Source organism: Vibrio navarrensis, from assembly GCF_015767675.1.
Taxonomy (GTDB): Bacteria; Pseudomonadota; Gammaproteobacteria; order Enterobacterales; family Vibrionaceae; genus Vibrio.
On the sequence record NZ_CP065217.1, the window covers coordinates 1,294,029 to 1,320,686 of the forward strand.

Genomic DNA, 26,658 nt, shown 5'->3' on the forward strand with positions numbered 1-26,658 from the left:
GGAAAACAATGGCAATTTTACAGATTGGTGCAGGCGGCGTAGGCTGGGTAATTGCACACAAAGCAGCACAAAACAACGATGTTCTGGGTGATATTACTATCGCTTCTCGCACGCTAGACAAATGCGAAAAGATCATTGAATCGATTCATGGTCGTAACAACCTGAAAGATTCGAGTAAGAAACTACAAGCTCGTGCTGTTAACGCTGATGATGTGGATGCACTGGTTGCACTAATCAAGGAAGTTCAACCTGATCTCGTTGTCAACGCTGGACCTCCTTGGGTAAACCTGACCATTATGGAAGCGTGTTACCAAGCGAAAGTCTCTTATCTTGATACGTCTGTGGCCGTCGACCTATGCAGCGAGGGGCAACAAGTCCCTGAAGCGTACGACGAACAGTGGAAATACCGTGCGAAGTTCGAAGAAGCGGGTATCACTGGCATTCTTGGTGTGGGTTTTGACCCGGGCGTGGTGTCGGTGTTTGCAGCCTACGCGGTGAAGCATCTGTTTGATGAAATCGACACCATTGACGTGATGGACATCAACGCTGGTGATCATGGTAAGAAATTCGCCACCAACTTCGACCCAGAAACAAACCTTTTGGAAATCCAAGGTGACTCGTTTTACTGGGAAAACGAAGAGTGGAAACGCGTACCATGCCACAGCCGTATGATGGAATTCGATTTTCCGAAATGTGGGAACTTCAAAGTGTACTCCATGGCACATGATGAAGTTCGCTCGATGAAAGAGTACATTCCGGCGAAACGCATCGAGTTCTGGATGGGCTTTGGTGACCGCTACCTGAACTACTTCAACTGTATGCGTGATATCGGCCTGCTCAGCCCAGAGCCGTTAACGCTGCAAGATGGCACTGTGGTTCAGCCGTTACAAGTTCTAAAAGCGATGCTGCCAGATCCGACATCTCTTGCACCGGGCTACACGGGGCTAACCTGTATTGGTACTTGGGTACAAGGTAAAAAGGATGGCAAACAGCGCAGCGTGTTTATCTACAACAATGCGGATCACGAAGTGGCTTACCAAGATGTGGAGCATCAAGCGATTGCTTACACCACAGGTGTGCCAGCGATCACCGCAGCGTTGCAGTTCTTCCGTGGTGAATGGGCGGACGCAGGTGTGTTCAACTTAGAACAGCTTGACCCAGATCCATTCCTCGAAACCATGCCAAGCATTGGTTTGAGCTGGGATGTTCAGGAACTGGTTCCTGGACAACCGACCATTCACACACTGAAATAAGTGTGCGTTAAGAATCTTCAGTAATGAACTCAAGCCGGTGCTTTGCGCCGGCTTTATTCCGTTAAAGTGATTGAACAATGAATAAAGAACAATTGAAGACGCCATTTTTCATGATTGACGAAGCGAAGTTGATCCGAAACTTGGAAATTGCCAAACAACTGAAAGAGATCTCAGGCGTTAAGCTCGTTCTCGCTCTGAAGTGTTTTTCCACTTGGGGTGTGTTTGACATCATCAAGCCTTATTTGGATGGCACGACCAGCTCTGGTCCGTTTGAAGTGAAACTTGGCTATGAGAAATTTGGCGGTGAAACGCACGCTTACAGCGTTGGCTACAGTGAAGAAGATGTGCGTGAAGTGGCCGATATGTGCGATAAGATCATCTTCAACTCGCAATCTCAGTTGGCGGCCTATCGTCACATTCTGGAAGGTAAAGCGTCGATTGGCCTGCGTCTTAATCCCGGTGTAAGCTACGCGGGGCAAGATCTGGCAAACCCAGCACGTCAATTCTCGCGACTCGGCGTACAAGCGGATCACATTGATTCGGCGGTATTTGAGAGCATCAATGGTGTTATGTTCCATATGAACTGTGAGAACAAAGATGTCGATGCGTTTATCGCTTTGTTGGATTCGATCTCACAGCGTTTCGGTCAATACCTAGACAAGCTTGATTGGGTCAGCATGGGCGGTGGTGTGTTCTTTACCTGGCCGGGTTATGATGTGGAAAAACTGGGCTTGGCACTTAAGGCATTTGCAGAAAAACACGGCGTGCAGATGTATCTGGAGCCGGGCGAAGCGATCATTACCAAAACAACCGATCTGGTGGTGACCGTGGTCGACATCGTTGAGAACGGTATGAAAACCGCTATCGTCGATTCAGCCACCGAAGCGCACCGTCTGGATACCTTGATTTACAAAGAGCCAGCGTCAGTGCTTGAGGCATCGGAAACGGGTTCACACGAGTACGTGATTGGTTCTTGCTCTTGTCTTGCTGGCGATCAGTTCTGTGTGGCTAAGTTCGATAAACCACTCGAAATTGGCCAACGACTGCACATTCTCGATAGTGCGGGTTACACCATGGTGAAATTGAATTGGTTCAACGGTCTGAAAATGCCTTCGGTTTACTGTGAGCGTACCAGTGGTGAGATCGAAAAACTCAACGAGTTTGGCTATGAAGATTTCAAGCGTTCTCTGTCGTTGTGGTCGGTGAGCTAACTGACTAACTAAGATAGATAGACCAAAAAGACAAAAGAGCAGCCGTTGAGCTGCTCTTTTTGTAGCAGGGTTATCAGAGAACGAAGTGCTTATGACTCTACTATGACCCGTGTATCTTCACTGAGTGATTCAAGCTCATTAGCAACGTCTTCAATGTCGACTTCAGCCGGTAATTTGATCGCAAGGTTTGCGGTAAACAGGCTCGAACTGACACCACCACCGCCAGCAATAAACACGCGTTGACAGTCCATATCGAGAATACTAATGCCTTGACTGTCTAGTACATGAGTGATCTCATTGACGATGCCCGCTCGGTCGTTGGAATCGACACGTAACTGATGGATCGTATCGCTTTTATTGGCTGTTAAATCCGTATCAACAAATTGCACAAGCAAATCAGCGTGAGCGGAAAAAGCCTCTTTGACCAAGGTTTCATTTTGTTTGGGTAACTCAACTTTGATCACTGCCGCCACTTGTTCTTCAATAAAGTTGACTTTGCTAATCAACCATTTACCACCATTTTCGTGCGTGATTGCCGCTAACTGTTTGATGGTCGTCGGTGACGCCTTGCCGATGAAACTCACGATGAATACACTGTTCATAATTTCCCCCTGATACATCAGACAACTCATTGATTCACAGAAATAATCCTTTTCAGATTCAGTGTAGAAGTTTTGCGAACCCACCTGATTTGATGGAGGTCATATTTTCCAACGAATGTGCCAAACCATCCTAAAAACTCTGTAAAAGAGCACAAAAAAGCGGCTCTTTAGCCGCTTTCTTGCAAAGTGTTTAGTTAAAACGTGACTTTAAAGTCCAGTCCATAAAACTGATTGTCGTAGGCGTAGCCCGCATCTAAAGCAAATTTCGCCGCGTCTTGATTGCCAAACCAAGGGTTGGAAGTGAAGTTCACGTCCGCGCTGCCGCCCCACAGATTCGACGCCCAGTGATGAATATGACCCACAGGGTTTAAGAAGAAAATTGAAACATCTCCCGCCAGTTTAGAACCGAGCACTTCACCACCATCGGCTACAATACTCTGTTCTGCCTCAAGCATCATTTCGCCGACGACAGCGCCAAAAAAGGGTGTAATAAAAATATCTTGCCAAGATGGCACTTCAGCAAACGCTTCTACACCATACTCCCAGAAAAAAGTCGACATAGTGGCTGAATAAAGAAATGACTCGAATTCGTTGTAGCCTGCGTGTCGAGCTGCCGTGTAGTACACGCCGCCAAAATAAGGGTGCATGATGTAGTTCAAGACGTGTTCATCCCTGTCCCATACTGGCCCAGAGGTGACGTTGTCTTTCCACTTACTTCCCAAGTTACTCAGATCTCGTGAGTCGTCATCCCATTTGGTGATACTTTGTGGCAATAAAGTCATTAAGCCAACAGTGGCGACGCTTAAACCCAAGATGGTGTAGGTTTGGCCCATCAGATAATCCCAGTCTTTATCTTGCGGGACGATCAAATACTTAGGCTGGGTGTCGGCATCGAGATCGAGCTTAAGCTCGCTCTCGTCCAGAGATAGGAGCTGGGCGTTGTTGAAGCTATACAAGCTATCGTTAACGCAGTACTCTTGAAGACAATCCGTTGCGTAGGTAGTTTCTGTGTGCTTACTGAAATCAAACTGACTGGCCTGGGCTGAAACAGAAGCGGTAAGAAGAAGTCCACTCAAAGCTTTTGTAAGAAGTAATGGCTTTGGCACGAATGTCTCCAGTTTCTTTTGTAAATAATCAAGCGCACGATTATCCCTGAATCTTCTGGGGATGCAAACACCTGTCACAAATTTATCCGAAACAAAGTGCAAGGCTTCGGGTCTAAGAAGAGAAAATTCATAGGGTTGCTTAACAAAGCAGCGAGAAAGAGGAAAAAGAACGTGAAAATTGCCATGTTGAGTACCGGTGAAGAAGTGCTTCACGGCGATATTGTCGACACTAACGCCGCTTGGCTCTCTAGCTACTTGTATGAGCATGGTTTCGCTATGGTGAAACGTGCCACGGTTGGCGACCAGCTATCTGCTCTTACTGAAGAGCTTATGATGTTGAGCTTCAATAATGATGTTGTGATTGTCAATGGCGGTTTAGGTCCCACTACGGACGATTTGAGTTCAGCCGCGGCGGCACAAGCGGCAGATTGTAAACTGGTCTTGTTCAAGGAGTGGTTGCAGCGCATGGAAGTGATGTATAGCCAGCGTGGCAGTAAAATGCCTGAAAGCAACTTGAAACAAGCCATGCTCCCTGAAATCGCACAAATCATTGATAACCCAGTCGGTACCGCCTGCGGGTTTAAAATGCTGATCAATGATGCGGTGTTTTATTTCACTCCCGGCGTACCTAAAGAGTTCAAGGTTATGGTGGAGCAACAAATTTTGCCTGATTTGCAGCGTGATTGGCCAAACAATGTCGCATTCCAGTGCAGCCGTTTGTACACCTTCGGCCTGTCGGAGTCAGCGATATCGGACAAGCTAGATAACTTGAAGCTACCCGCTGGCTATGACCTAGGTTACCGCTCTTACTTACCTTTCATTGAAGTGAAACTTTTTGGCCCTCAGGATGCTTTGGAAGAACGCGTCAGAGTGATGCAACTCATCTACAAGTTGCTTGAAGCGAATGTGGTGAGCGTTGATGAGCCAATGCTTGAACATTTAGGGCATCTATTAGTGGAGAAAGGTTTGACGCTAGCAACGGCAGAACAGTGCAGTTTCGGCTACCTCACCAGTTGGCTGCAAAGCGATGAACAGATCAGCCAGCAAAGTGGCCATAGTTGGATTTTATCGACCCGCGACAGTGAAACGATTGATAACAGCAACCCCCTGGCGGCCACCTTTGCATTAGCTGGGGCTACGCGAGAAAAATGCGCCACGGACATTGCGTTAGTCACGGGGCGAATGGAGGAGAATCGATTCACCATTGCACTTTCAGCACACGGTGGTGAGTGGGGGATGGTACTAGAGTTTAACCGTCCATATGGACGTAAAGAAGCGGTGAAAATCATCAGCGCCGCTGCCGCCGATTTGCTGCGTCGCTATTTAGAGCGTAAACCCATGTTTGGCGATTATTTTTCTCTGAAGAAAACCAAAGAGATGTTTTTACCAAGCAGTGTGGTGAAATAAGCACTGTTGGTCGTCATGTAAAAAAGAAGCCGGGTTTGTTCGCCCGGCTTATTATCGTTTTATTGCTGACCAATATCATAGTTGCTGAGAAGTTATGCTCAACTAGGCCCGTTTCTCTTTGAGACTGTAATTGACTTGACTCAGCACCACATCGGTCTTGGCCTTGCAAATGCAGGGCAGGATCTCGTTGCCTTGTGTGTAAGCCATGGCAAAACCAACATACTCGACTTCGCCGGCTTCGAGCTTGCAGCGACACGCACCGCAGTGACCATCACGGCAATTGTACTCCGGCAGCAGCCCTGCGCTTTCCATCGTCTCCAAAATCGTGTTGGAGCGGTTCGACTCGATGCAGACGAGTTTGTTGATTTTGATCCGCGCCATTAGAGTTCGAAGCCCTCGAAGTCGTCAATACTCACTTCGTTATCAATTTGGCCGACCAAGTAGGAGGAGATCTCCGCTTCTTGAGGGGCAACTTGCACGTTGTCAGAAGAGAGCCAAGCATTGATCCACGGAATAGGGTTCGACGTCGCTGCAGGGTAAGCAATCGGTAAACCTACCGCTTGCATGCGGATGTTGGTGATGTATTCCACATACTGGCAAAGGATGTCTTTGTTTAGGCCGATCATTGAACCATCTTTGAACAGGTACTCCGCCCACTCTTTTTCTTGCTCAGCCGCTTCTTTGAAGAGATCAAAACACTCTTGTTTTGCTTCTTCGGCGATCTGTAGGAAGGCAAAATCATCTTGGCCATTGCGCAGCAGGTTGATCATGTGCTGCGTACCAGAAAGATGCAGCGCTTCGTCACGGGCAATCAGTTTGATGATCTTTGCATTGCCTTCCATCAGTTCGCGCTCGGCAAAAGCAAACGAGCAGGCAAAACTGACGTAGAAACGAATCGCTTCTAGCGCGTTAACCGACATCAAACACAGATAGAGTTTCTTTTTCAGATCATACAGGCTGACCTTGACGCTTTCGCCGTTGATGGTGTGCGTTCCTTCGCCATAACGGTGGTAGTCATTCGTCGCTTGGATAAGGTCGTCATAGAAATGCGCGATATCTTTGGCGCGCTTGAGAATGTGCTTGTTTTCTACAATATCATCGAAGACGATCGCCGGATCATTGACGATGTTACGAATAATGTGGGTGTAGGAGCGAGAGTGAATTGTTTCCGAGAACGACCAAGTCTCAATCCACGTTTCCAGCTCTGGTAGCGAAACCAGTGGCAATAGCGCGACGTTCGGGCTGCGGCCTTGGATCGAGTCCAGCAGGGTTTGGTACTTCAAGTTTGAGATGAAGATATGCTTTTCGTGATCGGGCAGTTTGTTGTAGTCGATGCGATCGCTTGACACATCCACTTCTTCAGGGCGCCAGAAGAAAGAAAGCTGCTTTTCGATCAGCTTTTCGAAGATCTCAAACTTCTGTTGATCGTAACGAGCAACGTTAACCGACTGTCCTAGGAACATCGGTTCTTTGAGTTGATCATTTTTTGTTTGGTTAAAAGTACTGTAAGCCATAGTGCCTCATTTCCTTTTATACCTCCCCCGTAAGGGAGGTACTCGATAATCTGTCTTTACGGTTTGTGTTTTTACGCGGGTTAGATCTTACAACCGCCGCCAGCACAATCGTCATCTTGTGGTTGAACCGCATCTTTTTGTTCGTCTTTCGCACCATCACGCGTGTTATGGTAGTAAAGCGTTTTAACACCAAACTTATAGGCAGTGAGCAGATCCTGCAGCAGTTTCTTCATTGGCACTTTGCCGCTGTCGTAACGCGATGGATCGTAGTTGGTGTTGGCAGAAATCGCTTGGTCAACAAACTTCTGCATGATGCCCACAAGGTGTAGGTAACCATCATTAGAACCAATGTTCCAAAGTAGCTCGTAGTTGTGTTTCAGCTCTGTGAAATCGGGTACAACCTGTTTCAAGATACCGTCTTTAGACGCTTTTACCGACACATAGCCACGTGGTGGTTCAATGCCGTTGGTTGCGTTAGAGATCTGAGAGGAAGTCTCAGAAGGCATCAGCGCTGTGAGCGTAGAGTTTCGCAAGCCATGCTCCATGATCTCCACGCGCAATGCATCCCAATCGTAATGCAAAGGCTCATCACAGATAAGGTCGATATCTTTCTTATAGGTATCGATCGGCAGCAAACCTTTGGCGTAGTTGGTTTCGTGGAACGACGGACACTTACCTTGTTCTTTGGCCAACGCCACAGAGGCTTTCAGTAGGTAGTACTGAATGGCTTCAAAAGTGCGGTGAGTCAAACTGTTGGCGCTACCATCGGAATATTTCACGCCATGTTTTGCCAAGTAGTATGCGTAGTTAATCACGCCCACGCCCAAAGTGCGGCGGTTCATGGTTGACTTGTAGGCCGCTGGTAGTGGGTAATCTTGATAATCCAGCAGCGCATCTAGCGCACGTACCACCAGATCAGACAGCTCTTCGAAATCATCCAGTGATTGAATCGCGCCGAGGTTAAATGCAGAGAGGGTACAAAGAGCGATCTCACCAGAGTCGTCTTCCACGTTGCTCAGCGGCTTGGTTGGCAGTGCGATTTCCAGACACAGGTTAGATTGGCGCACTGGCGCCACTTCGGCATCAAATGGGCTGTGTGTATTACAGTGGTCAACGTTTTGAATGTAGATACGGCCAGTTGAGGCGCGCTCTTGCATCAGCAAAGAGAACATCTCAATCGCTTTGACGGTGGTCTTCTTAATCGACGCATCGTTTTCGTATTTTACATACAAACGTTCGAATTCTGCCTGATCTTGGAAGAAAGCGTCGTAAAGCCCAGGAACATCGGATGGTGAGAACAGCGTAATATTGCCGCCTTCGACCAGGCGTTGATACATGAGTTTGTTCAACTGCACGCCGTAGTCCATATGGCGAACGCGGTTCTCTTCGACACCACGGTTGTTTTTCAGCACCAGCAGAGACTGCGCTTCACCATGCCAAAGCGGGTAGAATACCGTCGCCGCACCGCCGCGCACGCCACCTTGTGAACAACATTTTACCGCAGTCTGGAAGTACTTGTAGAACGGGATACAACCCGTATGGAATGCTTCACCGCCACGAATTTCAGAACCTAGCGCGCGGATACGACCTGCGTTGATGCCAATGCCTGCACGTTGAGAAACGTAACGCACAATGGAGCTTGCGGTCGCGTTGATTGAGTCTAGGCTGTCACCACATTCAATCAGTACACATGAGCTGAACTGACGAGTTGGGGTGCGCACGCCCGACATGATCGGCGTAGGCAGCGAAATCTTAAACGTCGACGTCGCATCGTAGAAACGTTTGATATAAGACAAACGGGTCTCGTGGGGGTATTTAGCGAACAAGCAGGCTGCGACCAAAATGTACAGGAACTGTGCACTTTCGTAGATCTGGCCTGTTACGCGGTTTTGTACGAAGTACTTACCTTCGAGCTGTTTTACCGCCGCGTAAGAGAAATCGAGATCACGTTTATGATCGATGTAGCTATCCAGCTCGGTGAGTTCTGCTTGGGTATAATCTTGCAGAATGTGCTTGTCATACTTACCCAGTTCAACCATGCGAGTTACGTGGTCAATCAGCGTTGGTGGCTCATACTGGCCATACGCTTTCTTACGCAGGTGGAACACCGCTAGGCGAGCCGCGAGGTATTGGTAGTCTGGCGTCTCTTCGGAGATCAGATCCGCAGCAGATTTGATAATAGTTTCATGAATATCAGACGTGGTGATGCCGTCGTAAAACTGGATGTGCGCACGCAACTCGACTTGAGAGACAGAGACGTTTTGCAGGCCTTCTGCAGCCCAAGCAATCACGCGGTGGATCTTTTCCAGATCAATATTTTCTTTACGGCCATCACGCTTGGTGACGGTAAGTTGTTGGTTCATTCTGCTTTATTTCCCTAAGAAAACTGATTAAAGCCGCATTTTTGAATCTTTATTCTGAAACGATTGTAAATATCGTTACGGCCTTGTGATCAAAGTCTATCTATACATTGTAGTACAAACACAACATATAGGGGCACTACTGTTTGCGGGTAACAAGATAGTGCTATTGGCAGGTCATTTCAAGTTATAGCCTTGGGATGACTTGTGGATAAGTGGCGAAATCGAAAAAAACAGTAAGTAAACACTTACCGATGACAAAAGAGCTCAATTGAGTAGAGAAAAATGACAATTTTGGATCGGTTTAATCTTAACCGTCAGCAAAAATATTTTTCTTGATCTTTCAGTCATTTTGTAAGCCAAAACTGGATTGTATAAATTGGAAGCAAAAGCACAAAAATAGCGCAAGGAGCAACTAAAACAGGCAGTAGTTTTATGCTACTGCCGATGAAGTTAGAGCGATATCGAGATCAGAATTTTTGCGTGTGGACAATGTAGTTGACGTCAACATTGCGTCCGAGCTTGTAGCGGTCGGTTAACGGGTTGTAGTGCAGACCTGTGATGCCTTGCTCACAGAGATCGGTTTGGTCAATCATCTTGATGAGCTCTGAAGGACGAATGAATTTTTCGTGGTCATGTGTGCCCTCAGGGACGATCTTCAGCAGTTTTTCCGCACCGACAATCGCGAACAAATAAGATTTGAGATTGCGGTTGAGTGTCGAGAAGAACACGTGGCCACCGGGTTTAACCAATGCCGCGCAAGACTGAATCACCGACAAAGGGTCCGGCACGTGTTCTAGCATCTCCATGCAGGTCACCACATCATATTCGCCGGCATGCTGCTCGGCGTGATCTTCAATGGTGCTTTGCAAGTAAGTCAGTTTCGTGCCCGTTTCCAAAGCGTGTAAACGGGCTACTTCTAGCGGCTCTTTGCCCATGTCTAAGCCAGTGACAATCGCACCTTCACGAGCCATGCTTTCTGCCAAAATGCCGCCGCCGCAGCCAACATCCAATACCTTCTTGGCAAACAAACCTTGCGCCTTTTCGAGCACGTAGTCGAGACGCAGAGGATTGATCTGGTGGAGCGGTTTAAACTCGCCCTCTAAGTCCCACCAACGGGAAGCCATCTCTTCAAACTTTCTGATTTCATTTGGGTCAACGTTTTGTGTTTTACTCATATGCTTCGTCCGCGCTGTGTCTGCATCCGTGAAAAGATGGCGCATTATAACGCCATCGTTCTTTTCCTCCATAGGGAAAGGCGTTTTTGGTAGAACCTGGCTAAATAATCACCTGTTATCAGCGTGATAGAAAAAGAATGTGCAATTTCTCAGCAATTGATTCACAACCAACCTCACAACCTGATAAAAGGAAAGGGAAAGTGATGCCGCAAAGGGGAATTGTGTGTTATATTTTTGCACCTTAAACGTATTGTACATACGATCAGAAAATAGAGGGATAATGGCTCTATGAGCGATCTAGCTAAAGAGATCACGCCCGTAAACATTGAAGATGAGCTGAGAGGTTCATACCTAGACTACGCGATGTCCGTTATCGTGGGTCGTGCTCTTCCAGATGTGCGTGATGGCCTAAAACCAGTACACCGCCGCGTATTGTTCGCGATGAGTGTGCTAGGCAATGACTGGAATAAACCATATAAAAAATCTGCCCGTGTAGTCGGCGACGTAATCGGTAAATATCACCCACATGGTGACAGTGCGGTATACGATACAATTGTTCGTATGGCACAGCCGTTTTCGCTTCGTTATATGCTGGTCGATGGCCAAGGTAACTTTGGTTCGATCGATGGTGACTCCGCGGCAGCAATGCGTTATACCGAAGTTCGTATGGCGAAAATCGCTCATGAACTTCTAGCAGACCTAGATAAAGAAACCGTGGATTATGTGGCCAACTACGATGGCACAGAACAGATCCCAGCGGTGCTTCCAACCAAAATTCCAAACCTGCTGGTCAACGGTTCGTCCGGTATCGCAGTAGGTATGGCGACCAACATTCCTCCGCACAACTTGACGGAAGTTATTGATGGCTGCCTTGCATACATCAATAACGAAGCCATCACCATTGATGAGCTGATGGATTACATTCCAGGTCCAGATTTCCCTACGGCTGCGCTGATTAGTGGACGTAAAGGCATTATTGACGCGTACAAAACGGGACGCGGAAAAATCTACATGCGTTCGAAAGCGGATATCGAAGTCGAGAAAAATGGTAAAGAAACCATCATCGTGACTGAGATCCCATATCAAGTGAACAAAGCTCGTTTGATCGAAAAGATCGCTGAGCTAGTGAAAGAGAAAAAAGTCGAAGGCATCAGTGCTCTGCGCGATGAGTCTGATAAAGACGGCATGCGTATTGTTATCGAATGTAAACGTGATGCGGTTGGCGAAGTGGTTCTCAACAACCTTTACGCTCAAACACAGTTACAAACGACATTCGGCATCAACATGGTTGCGCTGGATAATGGTCAACCTAAGCTATTCAACTTGAAAGAAATGTTGAAATGCTTTGTTGATCACCGCCGCGAAGTGGTGACGCGTCGTACTATTTTTGAACTGCGTAAAGCACGTGAACGTGCGCACATCCTCGAAGGTTTGGCGCTGGCTTTGGCCAACATTGATGAAATCATTAACTTGATCCGTCAAGCGCCAACGCCAGCAGAAGCAAAAGAAGGCTTGATTGCTCGTGGTTGGGATCTTGGCAACGTAGCGTCAATGCTTGAACGTGCTGGCACCGATGCCGCTCGTCCTGAATGGCTTGAACCAGAATACGGTATCCGTGATGGCAAATATTTCTTAACTGAGCAACAAGCCCAAGCAATTCTTGAGCTTCGTCTGCACAGATTGACAGGTTTAGAGCACGAAAAAATTCTTGATGAGTACAAAGCTCTTCTGGAAGAAATCGCTGAACTGATGCATATCCTTGCCAGCACTGAACGTTTGATGGAAGTGATCCGCGAAGAGCTTGAAACCGTTCGTGATGCTTTTGGTGACGCACGACGCACTGAAATTACCGCGGCAACTCACGATATCGACATGGAAGAGCTGATTGCTCGTGAAGATGTGGTTGTGACTTTGTCGCACGAAGGCTATGTGAAGTATCAGCTACTGAGCGACTACGAAGCACAGCGTCGTGGTGGTAAAGGTAAGAGCGCAACGAAGATGAAGGATGAAGACTATATCGAGCGTCTTCTGGTTGCGAATACGCATGACAACATCCTATGCTTCTCCACTCGTGGTAAAACTTATCGCTTGAAAGTGTATCAATTGCCTCTTGCAAGCCGTACGGCTCGTGGTAAGCCAATTGTTAACTTGTTGCCGCTGGAAGAAAATGAACGTATTACCGCAATTCTGCCGGTCACTGAGTTCAGCGCAGACAAATACATCTTCATGGCGACTGGAGACGGCACGGTTAAGAAGACCTCGCTTGATCAGTTCTCTAATGTTCGTGCAAACGGTCTTATCGCACTTAACCTACGTGATGATGATTCACTGATTGGCGTGGATATCACTGACGGCGAAAGCGAAATTATGCTGTTCTCTAAATTCGGCAAAGTGGTTCGCTTTAAAGAATCAGAAGAAACCGCGGTTGTGGATGAAAACGGTCAACCTGTGCTGGATGAACATGGTCAACCAGAGATCAAGTTCAAAGGCGTAAGACCAATGGGCCGTACTGCCGCGGGTGTACGAGGTATGAAACTGGCCGATGGCGACCAAGTGGTATCACTCATCGTACCTAAAACGGAAGGTGACGTGCTAACCGTCACTGAAAATGGTTACGGTAAGCGTACCAGCCTGTCTGAATACCCAACCAAGGGGCGTGGTACTCAGGGCGTGGTTTCGATCAAAGTCTCTGAGCGCAATGGTAGCGTTGTCGGTGCGGTTCAAGTTGACGAAGGCGACGAGTTCATGATGATCACAGATGCTGGTACATTAGTGCGTACTCGCGTTGCAGAAGTGAGCCAAGTTGGCCGTAATACGCAAGGCGTGACATTAATCCGTACCGCAGAAGATGAGTTGGTGGTTGGTCTACAGCGTATTGAAGAAGTCGAAGAGGTGGAATTGCTAGAAGGCGATGAAGCGCAAGAGACCGATGTCGTTGTCGATGAGGCTCAAGACGAGCAGGAATAGCATGCTTTCTTCTTGAAAAAGCAAGCGTATGTTGATAAGAGCCGGGTAGTTTTCTATCCGGCTTTTTAATTTCTGCTCCTATTTTCCAGCGAAAAGTAAACTGCCTGGCAAAATATAGTTATGCAATTAGATGCTATAACTCGATTTTGGAACCGAACCCAGCAATTACCACATTTCTTGAGCTTAAAACCGCTCGTTCGCCTGCCTATCTGGTAACCTGCGCACTTATAGGAAAAAGCAGTAAGAGAAAGTGACTGCTTTTGCGTAGGAGACATACACATGGAATTGCAAGCTGCTTCCTCACTATCAACCTATCTGGCAGCGATGATGGCACTGCTGATTGGTTATCCTTTTGGTTTGGTCGGGGTCAAACTAGCAAACAGTGGCTGTCGTTTAGCTAAACAGAAGTGGGTTAATCGCTTTAATTACTTTTTTGCTCTGATTTTGTTGATCTTTATGATCGCGCATATTCATAGCGATACTTTTTTAGCCATTGAGCTTTTGCAATTGTTTAAACCAGAGTAAGCCAAAAACGCTATTTTATTGGATCGAGAAAGATCTTATTTGATGATCCAATCCGATTTTCTGCGCTAAATAAGAAATACAATAAGGAAATAACGAGAAAAGATCTTTCTATTCGATAGAAATGATCGATTCTTCGCGCCTTCTTGATCATAAAATTGGACTTAGGAAAATAGAGTGATTGATCTTTCTTCGTCCAGTAAGGGGAGAAACAGGCAGCGCAAATAGAGCACTAGGCTTGCCTTTATTTGCTTGAATTAAATGACTTTTTCTCAATAGAATTGCTTTAGTAAAGTGCAGAGAAGCAACTCAAATGCCACTTGTGGCAATGAAATTTCTTTTGTCTGTGGAAATTATCTGAGAGTTGGATGCGATCTTTTCTTCAGTAAAAGATCAAAAATATCGCAAGCTAGATAGGGATCATATGAGGGGAAAATAAGATCAAGATCCAAGTTGAAAAATAATGTGATGACTATTCCATTGTCGATAATTAATTGTACAATTATCACGCAAGCTGTTATTATTTTTGAGAATTAACGATTTTATTTCTGGTAATAATACGTGTGCTGATAGGGTAATCGCAGTGGATGCAGTCAAAACTCAACTAAAAAAAGATTTCTATTCACAGATTTATTCTCTACAGTCTAGTGCTGTCTCTCAGTCGACTTCAACGTTAGCAGTATTAACGGAAGAAGAGCTCAGCGAGCTGGAAGCCGCTTGGATAGAGTTGGTGGTCTGGAAGAAAAACCAAACGCACTAATTGATTAAAAGATTAATTGATTAAAAGAAAGTAAGACATCAGATGAACCTCAAACCTTTGTTTGGGGTTTTTTTACGCCTAAGGGTTGCCACGAGGTTGAATTGTTATAATATAACAAAAAATTCATTTGTGATCCGTATGTTGAATTTCTCAGTATCAGACCTCATATTTGGCCTATAAGTGAGAGCAGATCATGTATGCAATATCAGATAGACAAAAATTAACAAATCAAGTGAGTGTAGGTATGGCGGAAGTTCGAGCCAGGGTCGATTTTAAAGTCGGCGCAAAAAGTGATATTGATGCGGAGATTTTATCGTTTCGCGGTCTTAACTCCGACAAAGAACATGTCGCGGTGATTTTTAAGTCAGCCGACAAGACTCAGTCGGTGCCATTGGTGAGAATGCACTCTGAGTGTCTGACGGGCGATGTATTCCACTCCTCGCGCTGTGATTGTGGTGAACAACTCGAAGAAACGATTACTCGCATGGGGCAATCTGGCGGGATTATCCTCTACTTGCGCCAAGAAGGACGCGGTATTGGTTTGTACAATAAAATTGATGCTTATTTGCTTCAAAGCCAAGGGATGAATACCTACGAAGCCAATAATCATTTAGGCTTTGGTGATGACTTGCGTGACTTCACTGAGGCGGCGCAAATGCTTGAGGCGCTTGGGGTGCAACAGATACGCTTAGTGACAAATAACCCGAAGAAAATCCGTGAATTGAAAGAATATGGCATTGAGATTGTTGAAGTGGTCAACACCTCTGCCCATATTAAAGATGGCAACGAAAACTACTTACGTGCCAAAGTATCGCATGGCAAACACAACCTTAAAGTTGATTGAGCCAAGAGTCGGTCATTGATTGATATCCAACTTTCTAACAAAAGCCTCACTGAATTGGGGCTTTTTTCGTTTCTGGCTTGCAAAAAAAATGTAAATTTGTATGATCAGCAACAAAAGTGCAAATGAGAATAGTTAGCACTACCAATAATATTAACAAATGCTCAACAAGGATGCTTTCAATGAATGCCAAGAATTTCTTGCTCCACTCTATTACCGCGTCAATCTTGCTTACCAGTGGCAGTGCGCTGGCGGCAAATGTCACTCAACAACAAGTCGTTGAACACTATGCAGACATTGCGCACGCGGTTTTTGCCGATTCACTGACCACGGCACAACTACTTGAAAGAAAAGTAGAACAGTTCCTTTCTGCGCCGTCAGAAGCAAAACTCAACGAGGTAAAACAAGCTTGGTTTGCCGCGCGTGTTCCTTACCAGCAGTCAGAGGTATTTCGTTTTGGTAATGCAGTAGTGGATGACTGGGAAGGCCAGCTAAACGCTTGGCCACTTGACGAAGGTTTGATTGACTACGTAGCAGCGGATTACCAACATGAACTGGGTAATGAAGGTGCCAAAGCCAATATCGTAGCCAATACCACGCTGAAAATTGGCAACAGTACCTTGGATGCATCGAATATCACCCCAGAGTTGATTGCAGATTTAAACGAAGTCGGTGGCTCTGAAGCAAACGTTGCGTCAGGTTACCACGCGATTGAATTCTTGCTTTGGGGACAAGATCTCAACGGCACTAACGCTGGAGCCGGTCAACGTGCGTACACAGACTTTGTTGTGGGTGAGGCATGCACTAACGGCCACTGTGACCGTCGTGGTGCTTACTTAAAAGCCGCAGCACAGCTTCTCGTGCAAGATCTTGAGTGGATGGAAAAGCAGTGGTCTGCCGAAGGCAAAGGAAACTATCGCCAAGAGTTGCTTACAGATTCGAGCGACAATGGCCTACGTAAGATGCTGTTTGGTATGGGGTCCCTTTCTCTTGGTGAGCTAGCGGGCGAGCGTATGAAGGTGGCACTGGAAGCCAATTCTACCGAAGATGAGCACGACTGCTTCTCAGACAACACGCACAACTCGCATTACTACAATGAACAAGGTATCTACAACGTTTATACCGGGCTGTACAAACGCGCTGATGGTACGCTGCTCTCAGGTCCAAGCTTGCATGATCTGGTGAAGCAAAAAGATCCTCAAGCGGCAAAAGAGATCCAAAAGCAGTTTGATGTCACTCGTGCACAAGTCGGCAAGTTAGTGACTTCAGCAGAGAAAAATAATCAGCATTTTGATCAACTGATTGCGGCTGGTAACACGCAGGGCCATGCGTTAGTCAACGAAACCATCATGTCACTCGTGGCGCAAACCTCAGCCATTGAACGTGCGGCAGGCATTGTGGGTATTGACAGCCTCAACCCAGACACCGCTGATCACGAATTCTAATCAACACAGCATTATGTTTTTCAGGGCTCTTTGGAGCCCTTTGCTATTTAAGAATAACAACCTGTTTTTCAGGAAGTAATCGATGAAGCCTTATTTATTGAGCCTTTTGATGCTGGCCATTTCAGGCGCTGTGTTTGCAGATACCGAAAAATCGGGCGGCGACACCAGCGTAAGAAAAGAGGGGCCAAACGCTTTTTCCTTACCAGCGGCAAATTTGCCGATGAGCGAACGTCTGGATTTTAGTGTAGGAAACAGTTTCTTCCGCAATCCTTGGGTTCAAGCGCCTGCTTCAACGGACGCGAGAGATGGTCTCGGTCCGCTTTTTAATACCAATGGCTGCCAAAATTGCCATATCAAAGATGGCCGCGGCCACCCACCTGAAGCCAATGACTCGCATTCGGTCTCGATGCTGGTTAGGCTCAGCATTCCCGCACTGACGGATGAGCAAAAGCAAGCGCTGCTCAAAGGGGGAGTGGTCCCAGAGCCGACCTATGGCGATCAATTACAAGATTTTGCCTTGCCGGATCAAAAAGCAGAGGGCAAGATCATAGTCACCTATTCGCCCGTGCCAGTCAGGTTCCAAGATGGCAGTGAGGTGGTGCTACGTAAACCCCATGTCACAATCGGCGAGTTGGGATACGGGGCAATGCATCCTGATGTCATGCTGTCTGCCCGAGTTGCGCCGCCCATGATCGGTCTTGGCTTGCTGGAAAGCATCCCGGAAGAGACACTGCGCCAATGGGCCGATCCGGATGACGCCAATCACGATGGCATCTCAGGTAAACTCAACCGAGTTTGGGATGTACAAAAGCAACATTTCGCCATTGGGCGCTTTGGTTGGAAGGCGGGGCAACCCAGTCTGATGCAGCAAAATGCCGCCGCGTTCAATGGAGACATCGGCTTGACCAGTCGTCTCTTTCCACAAGAAAACTGCACCGCAAAGCAAGCACTGTGTGAAACAATGCCAAACGGGGGGGAGCCAGAGGTTAGTGATAATATCCTCGCTTTTGTTGAATTTTATTCACAGCATCTCGCAGTCCCAGTACGAAGGAACTTACAAGATCCTCAGGTTCAGCAAGGTGCAGCTTTGTTTGAGCGAGTGGGTTGTCAGAGTTGCCATAAAAAGGATGTAAAGACAGCCAAACGACCGAATTTACCTGCCTTATCGCAGCAAACCATCCACCCATACAGCGATCTGCTACTGCACGATATGGGCGAAGGGCTGGCGGATAATCGCCCAGAGTTTCTGGCTAATGGCCGCGAATGGCGCACGCCGCCACTATGGGGGATTGGTTATACGCAAGAGGTCAATGGCCATACCTACTTCTTGCACGATGGCCGAGCTCGCAATCTACTTGAAGCCGTGTTGTGGCATGGCGGTGAAGCAGAAGCAGCGAAACAAAAAGTATTGTCGATGAGCAAAGCGGAGAGAGACGCTTTGATCGCTTTCCTCAAATCCTTATAGGAATCGTTATAGGAATTTTAGTGTGAAATATTCTTTAATTGCGTTCATGACGAGCTCGCTTGTCACCATGTCGGGATGTGAGTCGATCGACTCGCAGATGGAGAAGAAAGCGGAGCAAACGCATCATGCTAGCCAAGCGGTTTACGAAGTGGAGTTTGCAGCGGCTCAGCAGTTTTATCGCCAAACCGAACTGCTCTCTCAATCGTTTGCTGATTATTGTTCTGCGCCGACGCAGGAAGCCAGCGAAGTGCGCCAGCAGTGGCATCAAACCATGCTCAGTTGGATGGCTCTGCAAGGTCAGGAAAGAGGCCCGGCGGCGGCACTGGAACAGAGCTGGAACGTACAGTTTTGGCCCGACAAGAAAAATACCACTGGAGTAAAGATGTCTGCCTTGACCCGCCGCGAGCAGAGTTGGTCGGTGGATGAGATAGCGGTACAAAGCGTCACTGTGCAGGGCTTGGGGGCGCTGGAATGGTTACTCTACGACAGCCAATCTAACTTGTCGAAAAATCCGCAGACTTGCGATACTGGCGTGGCGATTGCCGGTAATCTTAAGCGCAACGCAGAAAAAATCGCCACGGCTTGGCAAAGTAATCCATGGGTGGCTTTGGACGATAAAGAGTGGCAGTCAGAATACATTTCGCTGTTGTCGAATCAGCTCGAATACGCGATGAAAAAAATGGCGCGTCCACTGGCAAACATTGGTCAGCCGCGACCTTATTTTGCGGAATCTTGGCGCTCTGAAACCTCGTTTTCTAACTTGAAAGCGAACATTGAGGCACTTCGTCAACTGTATGTTGCTCACGGGCATGGTTTGGATGCGATGCTGCGCGAAATGGGCAAGCAGGATCTGGCGGATCGTGTGCTGAATCAGTTCGATACTATGCTGGCCACTTGGCCGCAAGAGCGGAGCCTATTTAGTGCATTACCAACGAAGGACGGCTACCGCCTAGCATTAGCGCAATATTATAAGCTCGAGCAGTTGAAGTACGTCATTCATGATGAGGTGGCGGTGGAGTTGGGCGTAGTGATAGGGTTTAACGCAACAGATGGTGACTGATTTACAACGCAGAAGCCTGCTGAAAGCTGCTTTAGCTGGCATAGTAACGCCCGTGTTGCCTTTTGGTTGTGCGTCTCTGGCCGCGTCAAAACCGGCCTTAATTGGCTGTGCCATTGCCGGGCGTGAGCAGTTTAGTGCGGTGGTGGCGGATGAATATGGCTACCCTTTGCATCAATTGCCACTGCCGGCGCGCGGACATGGCGTGGCGACGAATCGGGCGGGGCACGCGGCGGTTTTTGCAAGGCGTCCGGGCAGTTTCTTCATTGTGTTCGATTATCAGTGCGGGGAAATGCGTCATCTCAGTTTGGCAGCAGAAAATCGTCACTATTACGGACACGGTGTTTACTCTTTAGACGGAAACTACCTGTTTGCCACCGAAGGAGAGCGTGGAACCAGCCGGGGTATCATCGGTGTCTATGATGTGCAGCATAATTATCAGAAAGTTGACGAGCTGAGTGGGTTTGGCATTGGCCCGCACGAAGTGATCATCATGCCAGATAGCACCTTAGTGATCGGTGTTGGCGGCGTGCATACCAATGGGCGTGAGCCGCTCAACTTAGCGAGTATGCAACCCAGCCTCAGTTACTTAGCGCAAAACGGTGAGTTGCTCGACCAAGTGACTTTAGCCGATCCCAAATTGAGCATTCGCCATCTTGCACATGATGGTCGCGATACGGTGCTTTGTGGTCAACAATATCGTGGTGAGCCAGACGAGTACCCGTCATTGTTGGCCATGCACACTCGCGGGTATGAGATGGTGTCGTTGTACGCCGAGTCAGAGCAGTGGGCGAGGTTTAATCACTATATTGCCAGTATTGCCGCCACGGCAGAGTGGATTCTTGCCACTTCACCTCCGGGCAATTGCTACGGTATCTGGTCCAAACAGAGTGGCAAACTGGTGGAGCTGGGGGCTTTGCCTGACGCGTCCGGTGTGGTTGTGTATCAAGATCAATTTCGTGTCAGTTCAGGCGCAGGCACAGTTGTGAACACTTCGGTTGAGCAAGGGCGAAGAGAAATCCAGTCGAATATTCAATGGGATAATCACTGGTCACAAATTGTTTAAAAAAAACTTCTCACTTTTGCGCTCGTAACCTCGACGATATTTGCCATACTTAGCCTATGGCAAATTTTGATTTTCTGGAGCGAAAAAGGTGTCTAAGTCGTTGATAGTTTTATTGCTAGCGTTTCTCGCTCCACCTTTGTGGGCATTAACCCAGCAGGAAGATGTCCATTGGCGTATTGAAAACTCCGCGGCTCTTGCTTATGTGCAATATCCTCATCAAGTGGAGCAGTTGTATCGAGAGCACGGGCACCAACGAATTTGGACGGATGCGAGAGCGATTGAGCAATTTGAATTTCAACTGGAATTGGTCAAAGCGGCCGGAGTGAGCTCTTATTTTGAACATCAAATCGCAAAACTCAATCGCTATAAAGCGCAGCAACAGTGGTTGGGTTATGACATTCTCGCCACCGACATCTTGCTTTCCTACCTGAGTTATCTCGACAAACTGACGCGCAATGGCAAAGATTGGCTGTTTGCTTCCCCGTTAAGTCAAAGTTTGCCAGCGCCTAATCCAAGGTCACTAAGCAATCTCGCACAAGAAATTCGTTCAGGCTCGCTTGCCGATTACATCGCCTCTTTGCGTTCTCCGTTGCAGCTCAACCCTCAATTTGAGCAGCGTTATCGCAAGTTATGGAATGTACAGCATCAAGTTACTACAGAGTACCGTCCACAAGGTCTGAAAAAAGTCGGTGACTCCCTTACGGATAAAGCCACTTTGCTCAGACGTTTGCAAATGGTCGGTGTTGATACCCATCAAAGCTCAGATGCTGATCCTCTCTATGATGCGGCGCTCGCTAAAGCCATCAAGCAATTTCAAAAGATGCATGGCCTCGCTCAGGACGGGGTGATAGGTCCTGCGACCATCAAATGGCTGAATGTTTCACCAGCACAACGTTTGCACTCGATGGCACTGAATGCAGAGCGTTCGCGCTTATGGCCGCAAGAGCGGGATTTGCTCATTCTGGTCAATGTGCCTGGCTATGAAATGCAATTTTGGTACAAGGGCGAGGAGGTATTCGAATCGAAAGTGGTGGTCGGAAAAATCAGCCGCAAAACACCGATCATGGAAGGGAAAATGGACGGTATCGTGCTTAACCCGGTGTGGAATGTGCCAAATAAAATTATGGTTAAAGACATTTTGCCTAAGCTGAAGCGCGACCAAAACTATCTTAAAAAACAAAATATTGAGATTTTGGAAGCGTGGGACTCAGAGACGGCCATCGACCCTGGAAGCATCGATTGGTCACGTGTTTCGCGACACAACTTCCCGTACAAAATGCGTCAGTTATCAGGCAACACAAACGCCTTAGGCTTGTATAAGTTTAACATTCCCAATAAACGGGCCATTTTTCTGCATGACACGCCTTCTAAGCGTCTGTTCTCCAGAGATAATCGAGCGTTTAGTTCCGGCTGCGTGCGGGTGGAAAATGCCGATCAATTTGCCCATTTATTACTGCAAACCCAAGGGCTAGAAGAAGAACTCACGCGACAATCTGCCTGGCAAGAGCCTAACAATATGATCCCGCTCAAGACTCGCGTGCCAGTACACATCATTTATCAAACGGTTTGGTTTGATGGTGAAGAGATCAATTATCGTGACGATATTTATCAATTCGATTTGATTCGCCAGCAGGGATGAAATTTGCCAGAAATTTACATACGTGGAAAAGATCAGTTACTTCAATCACTAACTCTCATCCCTGATGCAAATTGAACCCGTTGCTACCCAGAAAGCAATTTGACGCTGAGAAAGTCATTCGCTATGGTGCCCCGCTGTTACCAATAAGTGTGGGAATTTGAGTGAAGTCGAAATTTGAGCCGCTTTCGCGTCGGCGTTTTATCTGTATGGCGAGTGCGACTGTCGCAGCGGTTTCGTGCATGCCCAGTCGAGCATTTGCTTCGTTGCCTGATGCACCTCGGGAATTGGCAATGAACAATTTACACACGGGCGAGTGGTTGGAAAGTTGTTACTTCGATGGCGTGAGCTACGTTGAAGAAGAGCTGGCTCGCCTTGACCATTTATGCCGGGACTTTCGCCAAAACGAAGCGCATCCGATGGACAGACGTCTGTTTGATCAACTCACGCAAATTCAAACTCTGATTGGCACACAAAACGAAGTGCAGATCATTTCGGGCTATCGTTCGCCCGTGACCAACGCGGCGCTAAGAGCTCGCTCTTCGGCGGTCGCTAAGAAAAGTTATCACATGCTGGGTAAAGCGATAGACTTTCGTATCGATGGCGTTGCCATCGCCACGGTCCATGAAGCCGCCTTAACGCTCAACGCGGGTGGTGTTGGTTACTATCCGCGCAGTGATTTTGTGCACATCGACACCGGGCCCGTTCGTCAATGGTAGCCGCTTCTTGTTTTTCCCTCCTTCAAGTGTCATAGTTCCGGCCAGATTTTCTTGGTCCGAGGTTACTATGGCACTTAAATATCAGATTGTTCCCGTTACTCCTTTCGCGCAAAACTGCTCGATTGTCTGGTGCGATGAAGCCATGAAAGGCATCGTGATTGACCCAGGCGGCGATGAGAAACAACTGGCGGCACGTATCAAAGAGCTCGGCGTTGAGGTTGTGCAATTGGTTTTAACCCACGGTCATCTGGATCATGTTGGTGGTACGGAGCGTTTGTCTGAACTCTTAGGCCAAGTGGAAATCGTTGGCCCGCACAAAGCCGATAACTTCTGGCTGCAAGGTTTGGAACGGCAAAGCCAAATGTTCGGGTTTCCTTTGACACAAGCATTTGAACCGCATCAGTGGTTACAGGATGGTGACGAGATCCGCTTTGGGCACCAAGTGCTGCAAGTGCTGCATACTCCAGGTCATACACCGGGCCATGTGGTGCTGTTTAGCGAACAAGCTCGTCGCGCTTTTGTCGGCGATGTCCTGTTTAACGGCAGCATCGGCCGTACCGATTTCCCACAAGGGGATTTCAACACCTTGATCGCTTCGATTAAAAACAAGCTTTGGCCTTTAGGCAATGACGTGACGTTTATCCCGGGTCATGGACCAGAGTCAACCTTTGGCCATGAGCGCAAAACCAATCCATTCGTCGCTGACGAGATGCCGCTCTACTGAGTCTCCCTTCACTCACTTAATCTGGTTCGGCGGCGGCTAAGTAGCGCCGAGCCAGGCCGACAAAATCGTCGGCTTCCCGGTCGAGATCTTGCGCCGAAATAAAAATGTCGTAATCAAAAAAACGCCGCTGATAGCGCATGCGGTTGGCGAGCATGGCTTTTAATCCGGTATACAAACGCTCATCGCCAATGTGGACGGGATCTGAGTTGAGCACCATATCTTCAAACTGGTTTGTACACCGATGTTGATGTGCGCCCAAGTAAAGTAGGGCTCGTTGACTGAGGAGAATTTCGCTGGCGACTCGGGGACAAATCGCATCCAGATAGGGCGTATAGTTTTTGAGTTTAATGCCTATCCAAGGTAGCGGCTCATGCCAACCTTGTGTCTCAACAGTGCAGACGCCAATTTTTTCAATATTGCGCCATTTGACCACCCAACCGCCTTTAAACAGGTGTTGTTGGAAGTGAGTGGCAGTGAGGGTGTATTTCACTTGGCTGCGCAGCATTAAGTAGATGCCAAGTAAGGCTAGAAAAAGCAGCAGTGTGATGGCGACAAAAGCTTGTAACCAACTGGTAGAGAGGGACAAAAGCAGTAAAGCAGCGGCCAAGAATCCGCCAATCAAGCCCCGACCTTTATTTGAGTTGAGACTGAAATCGTAGTTGCACAATTGCAGCGTTTGCATACTCATCCCTTTGCATTTTTAGTGAATCTTACCACTGTATTTATACTCAGCACTCAATGCTTTGTACTTGTTTAAATTGTAGTCTTTCTGCCCAAACCACGCATTTTTCATGACCTTTCGCCGCTTAAGCCTACAAATTACCCCTGAAATTTGCTATAAAACGCGCTTCAAAATTTTCATCCCTGCTGACAAGCAGTGAACTGGAGACCAATTCAATGAGACTTTCTCATAAGCGTAACGTGCAGGCAAAACTGCAAAAACGCATTCAAGCCGCTGTAGCAAATTTGGCGACGGCACCGAGAAAAGCGAAGCCAGTGGCGAGCAAAGCAACGGTATCTGCGCTGGTTGCTGAAAAGAAGGTTGCCGCCAGCGAAGTGGCTGAAGTGAAAAACGTTGCCGTTTCAGCGGTGAAAAGCAACCTCACGTTGACCCCAAAACAGCAGCAAGTGCTGGATATAGTGACGGCCAATGTTGATGGCATCAATCCCAAAAGTATTGGTCTCGCCGCAGGGCAAGACGAAGCAAAAGCGGCTTCATGGGCCACTGGTGCGCTAAAAAAACTGCTTGAAGAAAATCTCGTCACCAAAGAGCAGCTAAGCGGTAACAAAGTGATCTACAAGCGCGCTTAACTTTACTTGGCAACATCTGCTTTGCCTCGGCTTGCCCGGGGCACTTTATCCCATCTCACCCAATCTTGCGTCTTCTCTGTTGCTCTTAACCAGCCTTGTTTGTCACACTTTTGCTAAAAACTGTTAATACTTGACTTGTTTTACTACGTAAGTATCCGTTCAGATCTAAATTTGTCGATGAATTTTTAATGTTTATATTAATCAAATAATTAAAGTGATATCTGATTTTGATCTTACGTATTAATACGTAATACCTTGGTCGAATTATCTCGCCAATCACGAGACAGCTTGCGTGTTCCTGCCGATTACATGTCGTTGGTTTTTGTTACATCTTTAACATGAATAACAAGTGTTCATTGATGTGACATACAATAAAACCAAGGACGTGAAACATGAGTCTTATCCAACAATCTCTAAAACGTGTGCTGAAAAGTACTGCCGTGGCGGCCGCTTTGGCACTGCTTGCGACATCGGCCAATGCGGCAGAAAAAGTGTACCGCCTGAAACTGGCAGAAACGTGGGGGCCTAACTTTCCCATCTTCGGTGATGCGACCAAAAATATGGCGAAAATGGCAGAAGAGATGTCCAACGGCCGCTTGCAGATCCGTATCGACTCTGCCAACAAGCACAAAGCACCGCTTGGCGTGTTCGACATGGTGAAATCAGGACAGTACGACATGGGGCACTCAGCGTCCTATTACTGGAAAGGCAAAGTACCGAACACGCTCTACTTTACGTCAATGCCGTTTGGTATGTTGCCGATGGAACAATACGCTTGGTTCTATTACGGCGGCGGTATGGAGTTGATGGAGAAGGTGTACGCGCCGCACAACATGCTGTCTTTCCCGGGGGGTAACACGGATACCCAAATGGGCGGCTGGTTCCAAAAAGAGATCAACTCGGTAGATGATCTGCAAGGGTTGAAGATGCGCATTCCCGGTTTTGCGGGCGAAATCTTAGCCGAGCTTGGCGCGAAACCGACCAACATTGCACCGGGTGAATTGTATACCTCACTTGAGCGTCGTACGATTGATGCGCTGGAGTGGGTCGGCCCATCACTGGATTTGCGCATGGGTTTTCACAAAATCGCCCCTTATTACTACACAGGTTGGCATGAGCCAGCTACGGAATTGCAGTTTTTGGTCAACCAACGTACTTGGGATGGGCTGCCTCAAGACTTGAAAGCGATTCTGCTGGTGGCAATGAAAACTGCGGCGTACGACATGTATACCCAATCCAAGCATGAAAATGGCAAAAACTGGGCATCGATCAAATCTGAATACCCGAATGTACAAGTGAAAGACTTCCCGCCTGCGGTGATGTCTGCGATGCGTGCAGCCAACGACAAGTTGCTAAAAGAGCATGCTGAGAAAGATGCACTGGCCAAAGAGATCCAAGAATCGCAAGCGGCTTATCTTAAGCAGGTTCGTCCTTGGACCGACATTTCTACCCGCGCGTACCTAAATGGTCAGGCGCAATAAAATTCGCCAGCGATTCTGGTGAGGAGCCCAAGA

General features: G+C 47.6%; 23 protein-coding genes. 16 read left to right on the forward strand and 7 right to left on the reverse strand.

Annotated elements, in window-relative coordinates; translation table 11 throughout:
* The first annotated feature begins 8 nt into the window (after positions 1-8).
* Entirely contained in the window at positions 9-1,253 is a 1,245-nt protein-coding gene (locus tag I3X05_RS05860; protein WP_045568849.1) for a carboxynorspermidine synthase, read from the forward strand.
* 77 nt (positions 1,254-1,330) lie between these two features.
* Positions 1,331-2,464, forward strand: a complete 1,134-nt coding sequence (gene nspC / locus I3X05_RS05865) for a carboxynorspermidine decarboxylase (RefSeq protein WP_045568848.1) — start codon at positions 1,331-1,333, stop codon at positions 2,462-2,464.
* 89 nt (positions 2,465-2,553) lie between these two features.
* Here nspC and I3X05_RS05870 read toward each other — a convergent pair whose 3' ends face one another.
* Both I3X05_RS05870 and I3X05_RS05875 read right to left on the reverse strand, forming a co-directional pair.
* Complete coding sequence (locus I3X05_RS05870) at positions 2,554-3,066, reverse strand: glycine cleavage system protein R (RefSeq protein ID WP_045569016.1); 513 nt, start codon at positions 3,064-3,066, stop codon at positions 2,554-2,556.
* A 194-nt stretch (positions 3,067-3,260) separates the two neighbouring features.
* A complete protein-coding gene (locus I3X05_RS05875) occupies positions 3,261-4,172 on the reverse strand; it encodes a DUF3943 domain-containing protein (protein WP_045568847.1) in 912 nt (303 codons plus the stop codon).
* Positions 4,173-4,343: 171 nt separating this feature from the next.
* Between I3X05_RS05875 and I3X05_RS05880 the strand changes: the two genes are divergently transcribed.
* On the forward strand, positions 4,344-5,579 hold the full coding sequence (locus I3X05_RS05880; protein ID WP_337971007.1) for a CinA family nicotinamide mononucleotide deamidase-related protein: 1,236 nt from the start codon (positions 4,344-4,346) through the stop codon (positions 5,577-5,579).
* Between the two features lie 102 nt (positions 5,580-5,681).
* Here the strand turns inward: I3X05_RS05880 and yfaE are convergent, their stop codons facing one another.
* The 4 genes from yfaE to ubiG form a co-directional block, all read right to left on the reverse strand.
* Positions 5,682-5,960 carry a class I ribonucleotide reductase maintenance protein YfaE gene (gene yfaE / locus I3X05_RS05885; RefSeq protein ID WP_045568845.1) on the reverse strand — a complete coding sequence of 93 codons (279 nt, stop codon included), beginning with the start codon at positions 5,958-5,960 and terminating at the stop codon, positions 5,682-5,684.
* Positions 5,960-7,093 (reverse strand): class Ia ribonucleoside-diphosphate reductase subunit beta, encoded by a 1,134-nt coding sequence (nrdB, locus tag I3X05_RS05890; RefSeq protein WP_193157382.1) that lies wholly within the window; start codon positions 7,091-7,093, stop codon positions 5,960-5,962. The genes yfaE and nrdB overlap by 1 nt, the downstream gene beginning before the upstream one ends.
* An 80-nt stretch (positions 7,094-7,173) precedes the next feature.
* Complete coding sequence (gene nrdA, locus I3X05_RS05895; RefSeq protein WP_045568843.1) at positions 7,174-9,456, reverse strand: class 1a ribonucleoside-diphosphate reductase subunit alpha; 2,283 nt, start codon at positions 9,454-9,456, stop codon at positions 7,174-7,176.
* 467 nt (positions 9,457-9,923) lie between these two features.
* A complete protein-coding gene (gene ubiG / locus I3X05_RS05900) occupies positions 9,924-10,631 on the reverse strand; it encodes a bifunctional 2-polyprenyl-6-hydroxyphenol methylase/3-demethylubiquinol 3-O-methyltransferase UbiG (protein ID WP_193157383.1) in 708 nt (235 codons plus the stop codon).
* Positions 10,632-10,919: 288 nt separating this feature from the next.
* Between ubiG and gyrA the strand changes: the two genes are divergently transcribed.
* The 11 genes from gyrA (at position 10,920) to I3X05_RS05955 (ending at position 23,833) form a co-directional block, all read left to right on the forward strand.
* On the forward strand, positions 10,920-13,598 hold the full coding sequence (gene gyrA, locus I3X05_RS05905; protein ID WP_193157384.1) for a DNA topoisomerase (ATP-hydrolyzing) subunit A: 2,679 nt from the start codon (positions 10,920-10,922) through the stop codon (positions 13,596-13,598).
* A 279-nt stretch (positions 13,599-13,877) separates the two neighbouring features.
* On the forward strand, positions 13,878-14,123 hold the full coding sequence (locus I3X05_RS05910) for a hypothetical protein (protein WP_045568841.1): 246 nt from the start codon (positions 13,878-13,880) through the stop codon (positions 14,121-14,123).
* 580 nt (positions 14,124-14,703) lie between these two features.
* A complete protein-coding gene (locus tag I3X05_RS05915; RefSeq protein WP_045568840.1) occupies positions 14,704-14,880 on the forward strand; it encodes a hypothetical protein in 177 nt (58 codons plus the stop codon).
* 244 nt (positions 14,881-15,124) lie between these two features.
* Positions 15,125-15,724, forward strand: a complete 600-nt coding sequence (locus tag I3X05_RS05920; protein ID WP_139046242.1) for a GTP cyclohydrolase II — start codon at positions 15,125-15,127, stop codon at positions 15,722-15,724.
* 179 nt (positions 15,725-15,903) lie between these two features.
* On the forward strand, positions 15,904-17,166 hold the full coding sequence (locus I3X05_RS05925; RefSeq protein WP_193157385.1) for an imelysin family protein: 1,263 nt from the start codon (positions 15,904-15,906) through the stop codon (positions 17,164-17,166).
* Between the two features lie 82 nt (positions 17,167-17,248).
* Positions 17,249-18,631: a di-heme oxidoredictase family protein gene (locus tag I3X05_RS05930; protein ID WP_193157386.1), complete on the forward strand. Its 1,383-nt coding sequence runs from the start codon at positions 17,249-17,251 to the stop codon at positions 18,629-18,631.
* A 22-nt stretch (positions 18,632-18,653) separates the two neighbouring features.
* Complete coding sequence (locus tag I3X05_RS05935) at positions 18,654-19,691, forward strand: imelysin family protein (protein WP_337971008.1); 1,038 nt, start codon at positions 18,654-18,656, stop codon at positions 19,689-19,691.
* A complete protein-coding gene (locus tag I3X05_RS05940; RefSeq protein ID WP_337971009.1) occupies positions 19,681-20,754 on the forward strand; it encodes a DUF1513 domain-containing protein in 1,074 nt (357 codons plus the stop codon). The genes I3X05_RS05935 and I3X05_RS05940 overlap by 11 nt, the downstream gene beginning before the upstream one ends.
* Positions 20,755-20,842: 88 nt before the next feature.
* Positions 20,843-22,393, forward strand: coding sequence for a L,D-transpeptidase family protein (locus I3X05_RS05945; protein ID WP_337971010.1), 1,551 nt, complete (start codon positions 20,843-20,845; stop codon positions 22,391-22,393).
* A gap of 206 nt (positions 22,394-22,599) precedes the next feature.
* The gene (locus I3X05_RS05950) at positions 22,600-23,109 is read left to right on the forward strand and encodes a DUF882 domain-containing protein (protein ID WP_139046245.1); all 510 of its coding nucleotides are present in this window, start codon (positions 22,600-22,602) and stop codon (positions 23,107-23,109) included.
* Positions 23,110-23,176: 67 nt separating this feature from the next.
* Positions 23,177-23,833 carry an MBL fold metallo-hydrolase gene (locus tag I3X05_RS05955; RefSeq protein WP_045568832.1) on the forward strand — a complete coding sequence of 219 codons (657 nt, stop codon included), beginning with the start codon at positions 23,177-23,179 and terminating at the stop codon, positions 23,831-23,833.
* 16 nt (positions 23,834-23,849) lie between these two features.
* On the opposite strand, the gene I3X05_RS05960 is transcribed toward I3X05_RS05955, so the two are convergent.
* Entirely contained in the window at positions 23,850-24,515 is a 666-nt protein-coding gene (locus I3X05_RS05960) for a DUF2982 domain-containing protein (protein WP_045568831.1), read from the reverse strand.
* Between the two features lie 215 nt (positions 24,516-24,730).
* Here I3X05_RS05960 and I3X05_RS05965 point away from each other — a divergent pair, with 215 nt between their 5' ends.
* Together I3X05_RS05965 and I3X05_RS05970 are read left to right on the forward strand one after the other, a co-directional pair.
* A complete protein-coding gene (locus tag I3X05_RS05965; RefSeq protein WP_045568830.1) occupies positions 24,731-25,144 on the forward strand; it encodes a hypothetical protein in 414 nt (137 codons plus the stop codon).
* A 392-nt stretch (positions 25,145-25,536) separates the two neighbouring features.
* Positions 25,537-26,625, forward strand: coding sequence for a TRAP transporter substrate-binding protein (locus tag I3X05_RS05970; protein ID WP_193157390.1), 1,089 nt, complete (start codon positions 25,537-25,539; stop codon positions 26,623-26,625).
* Positions 26,626-26,658: the final 33 nt, after the last annotated feature.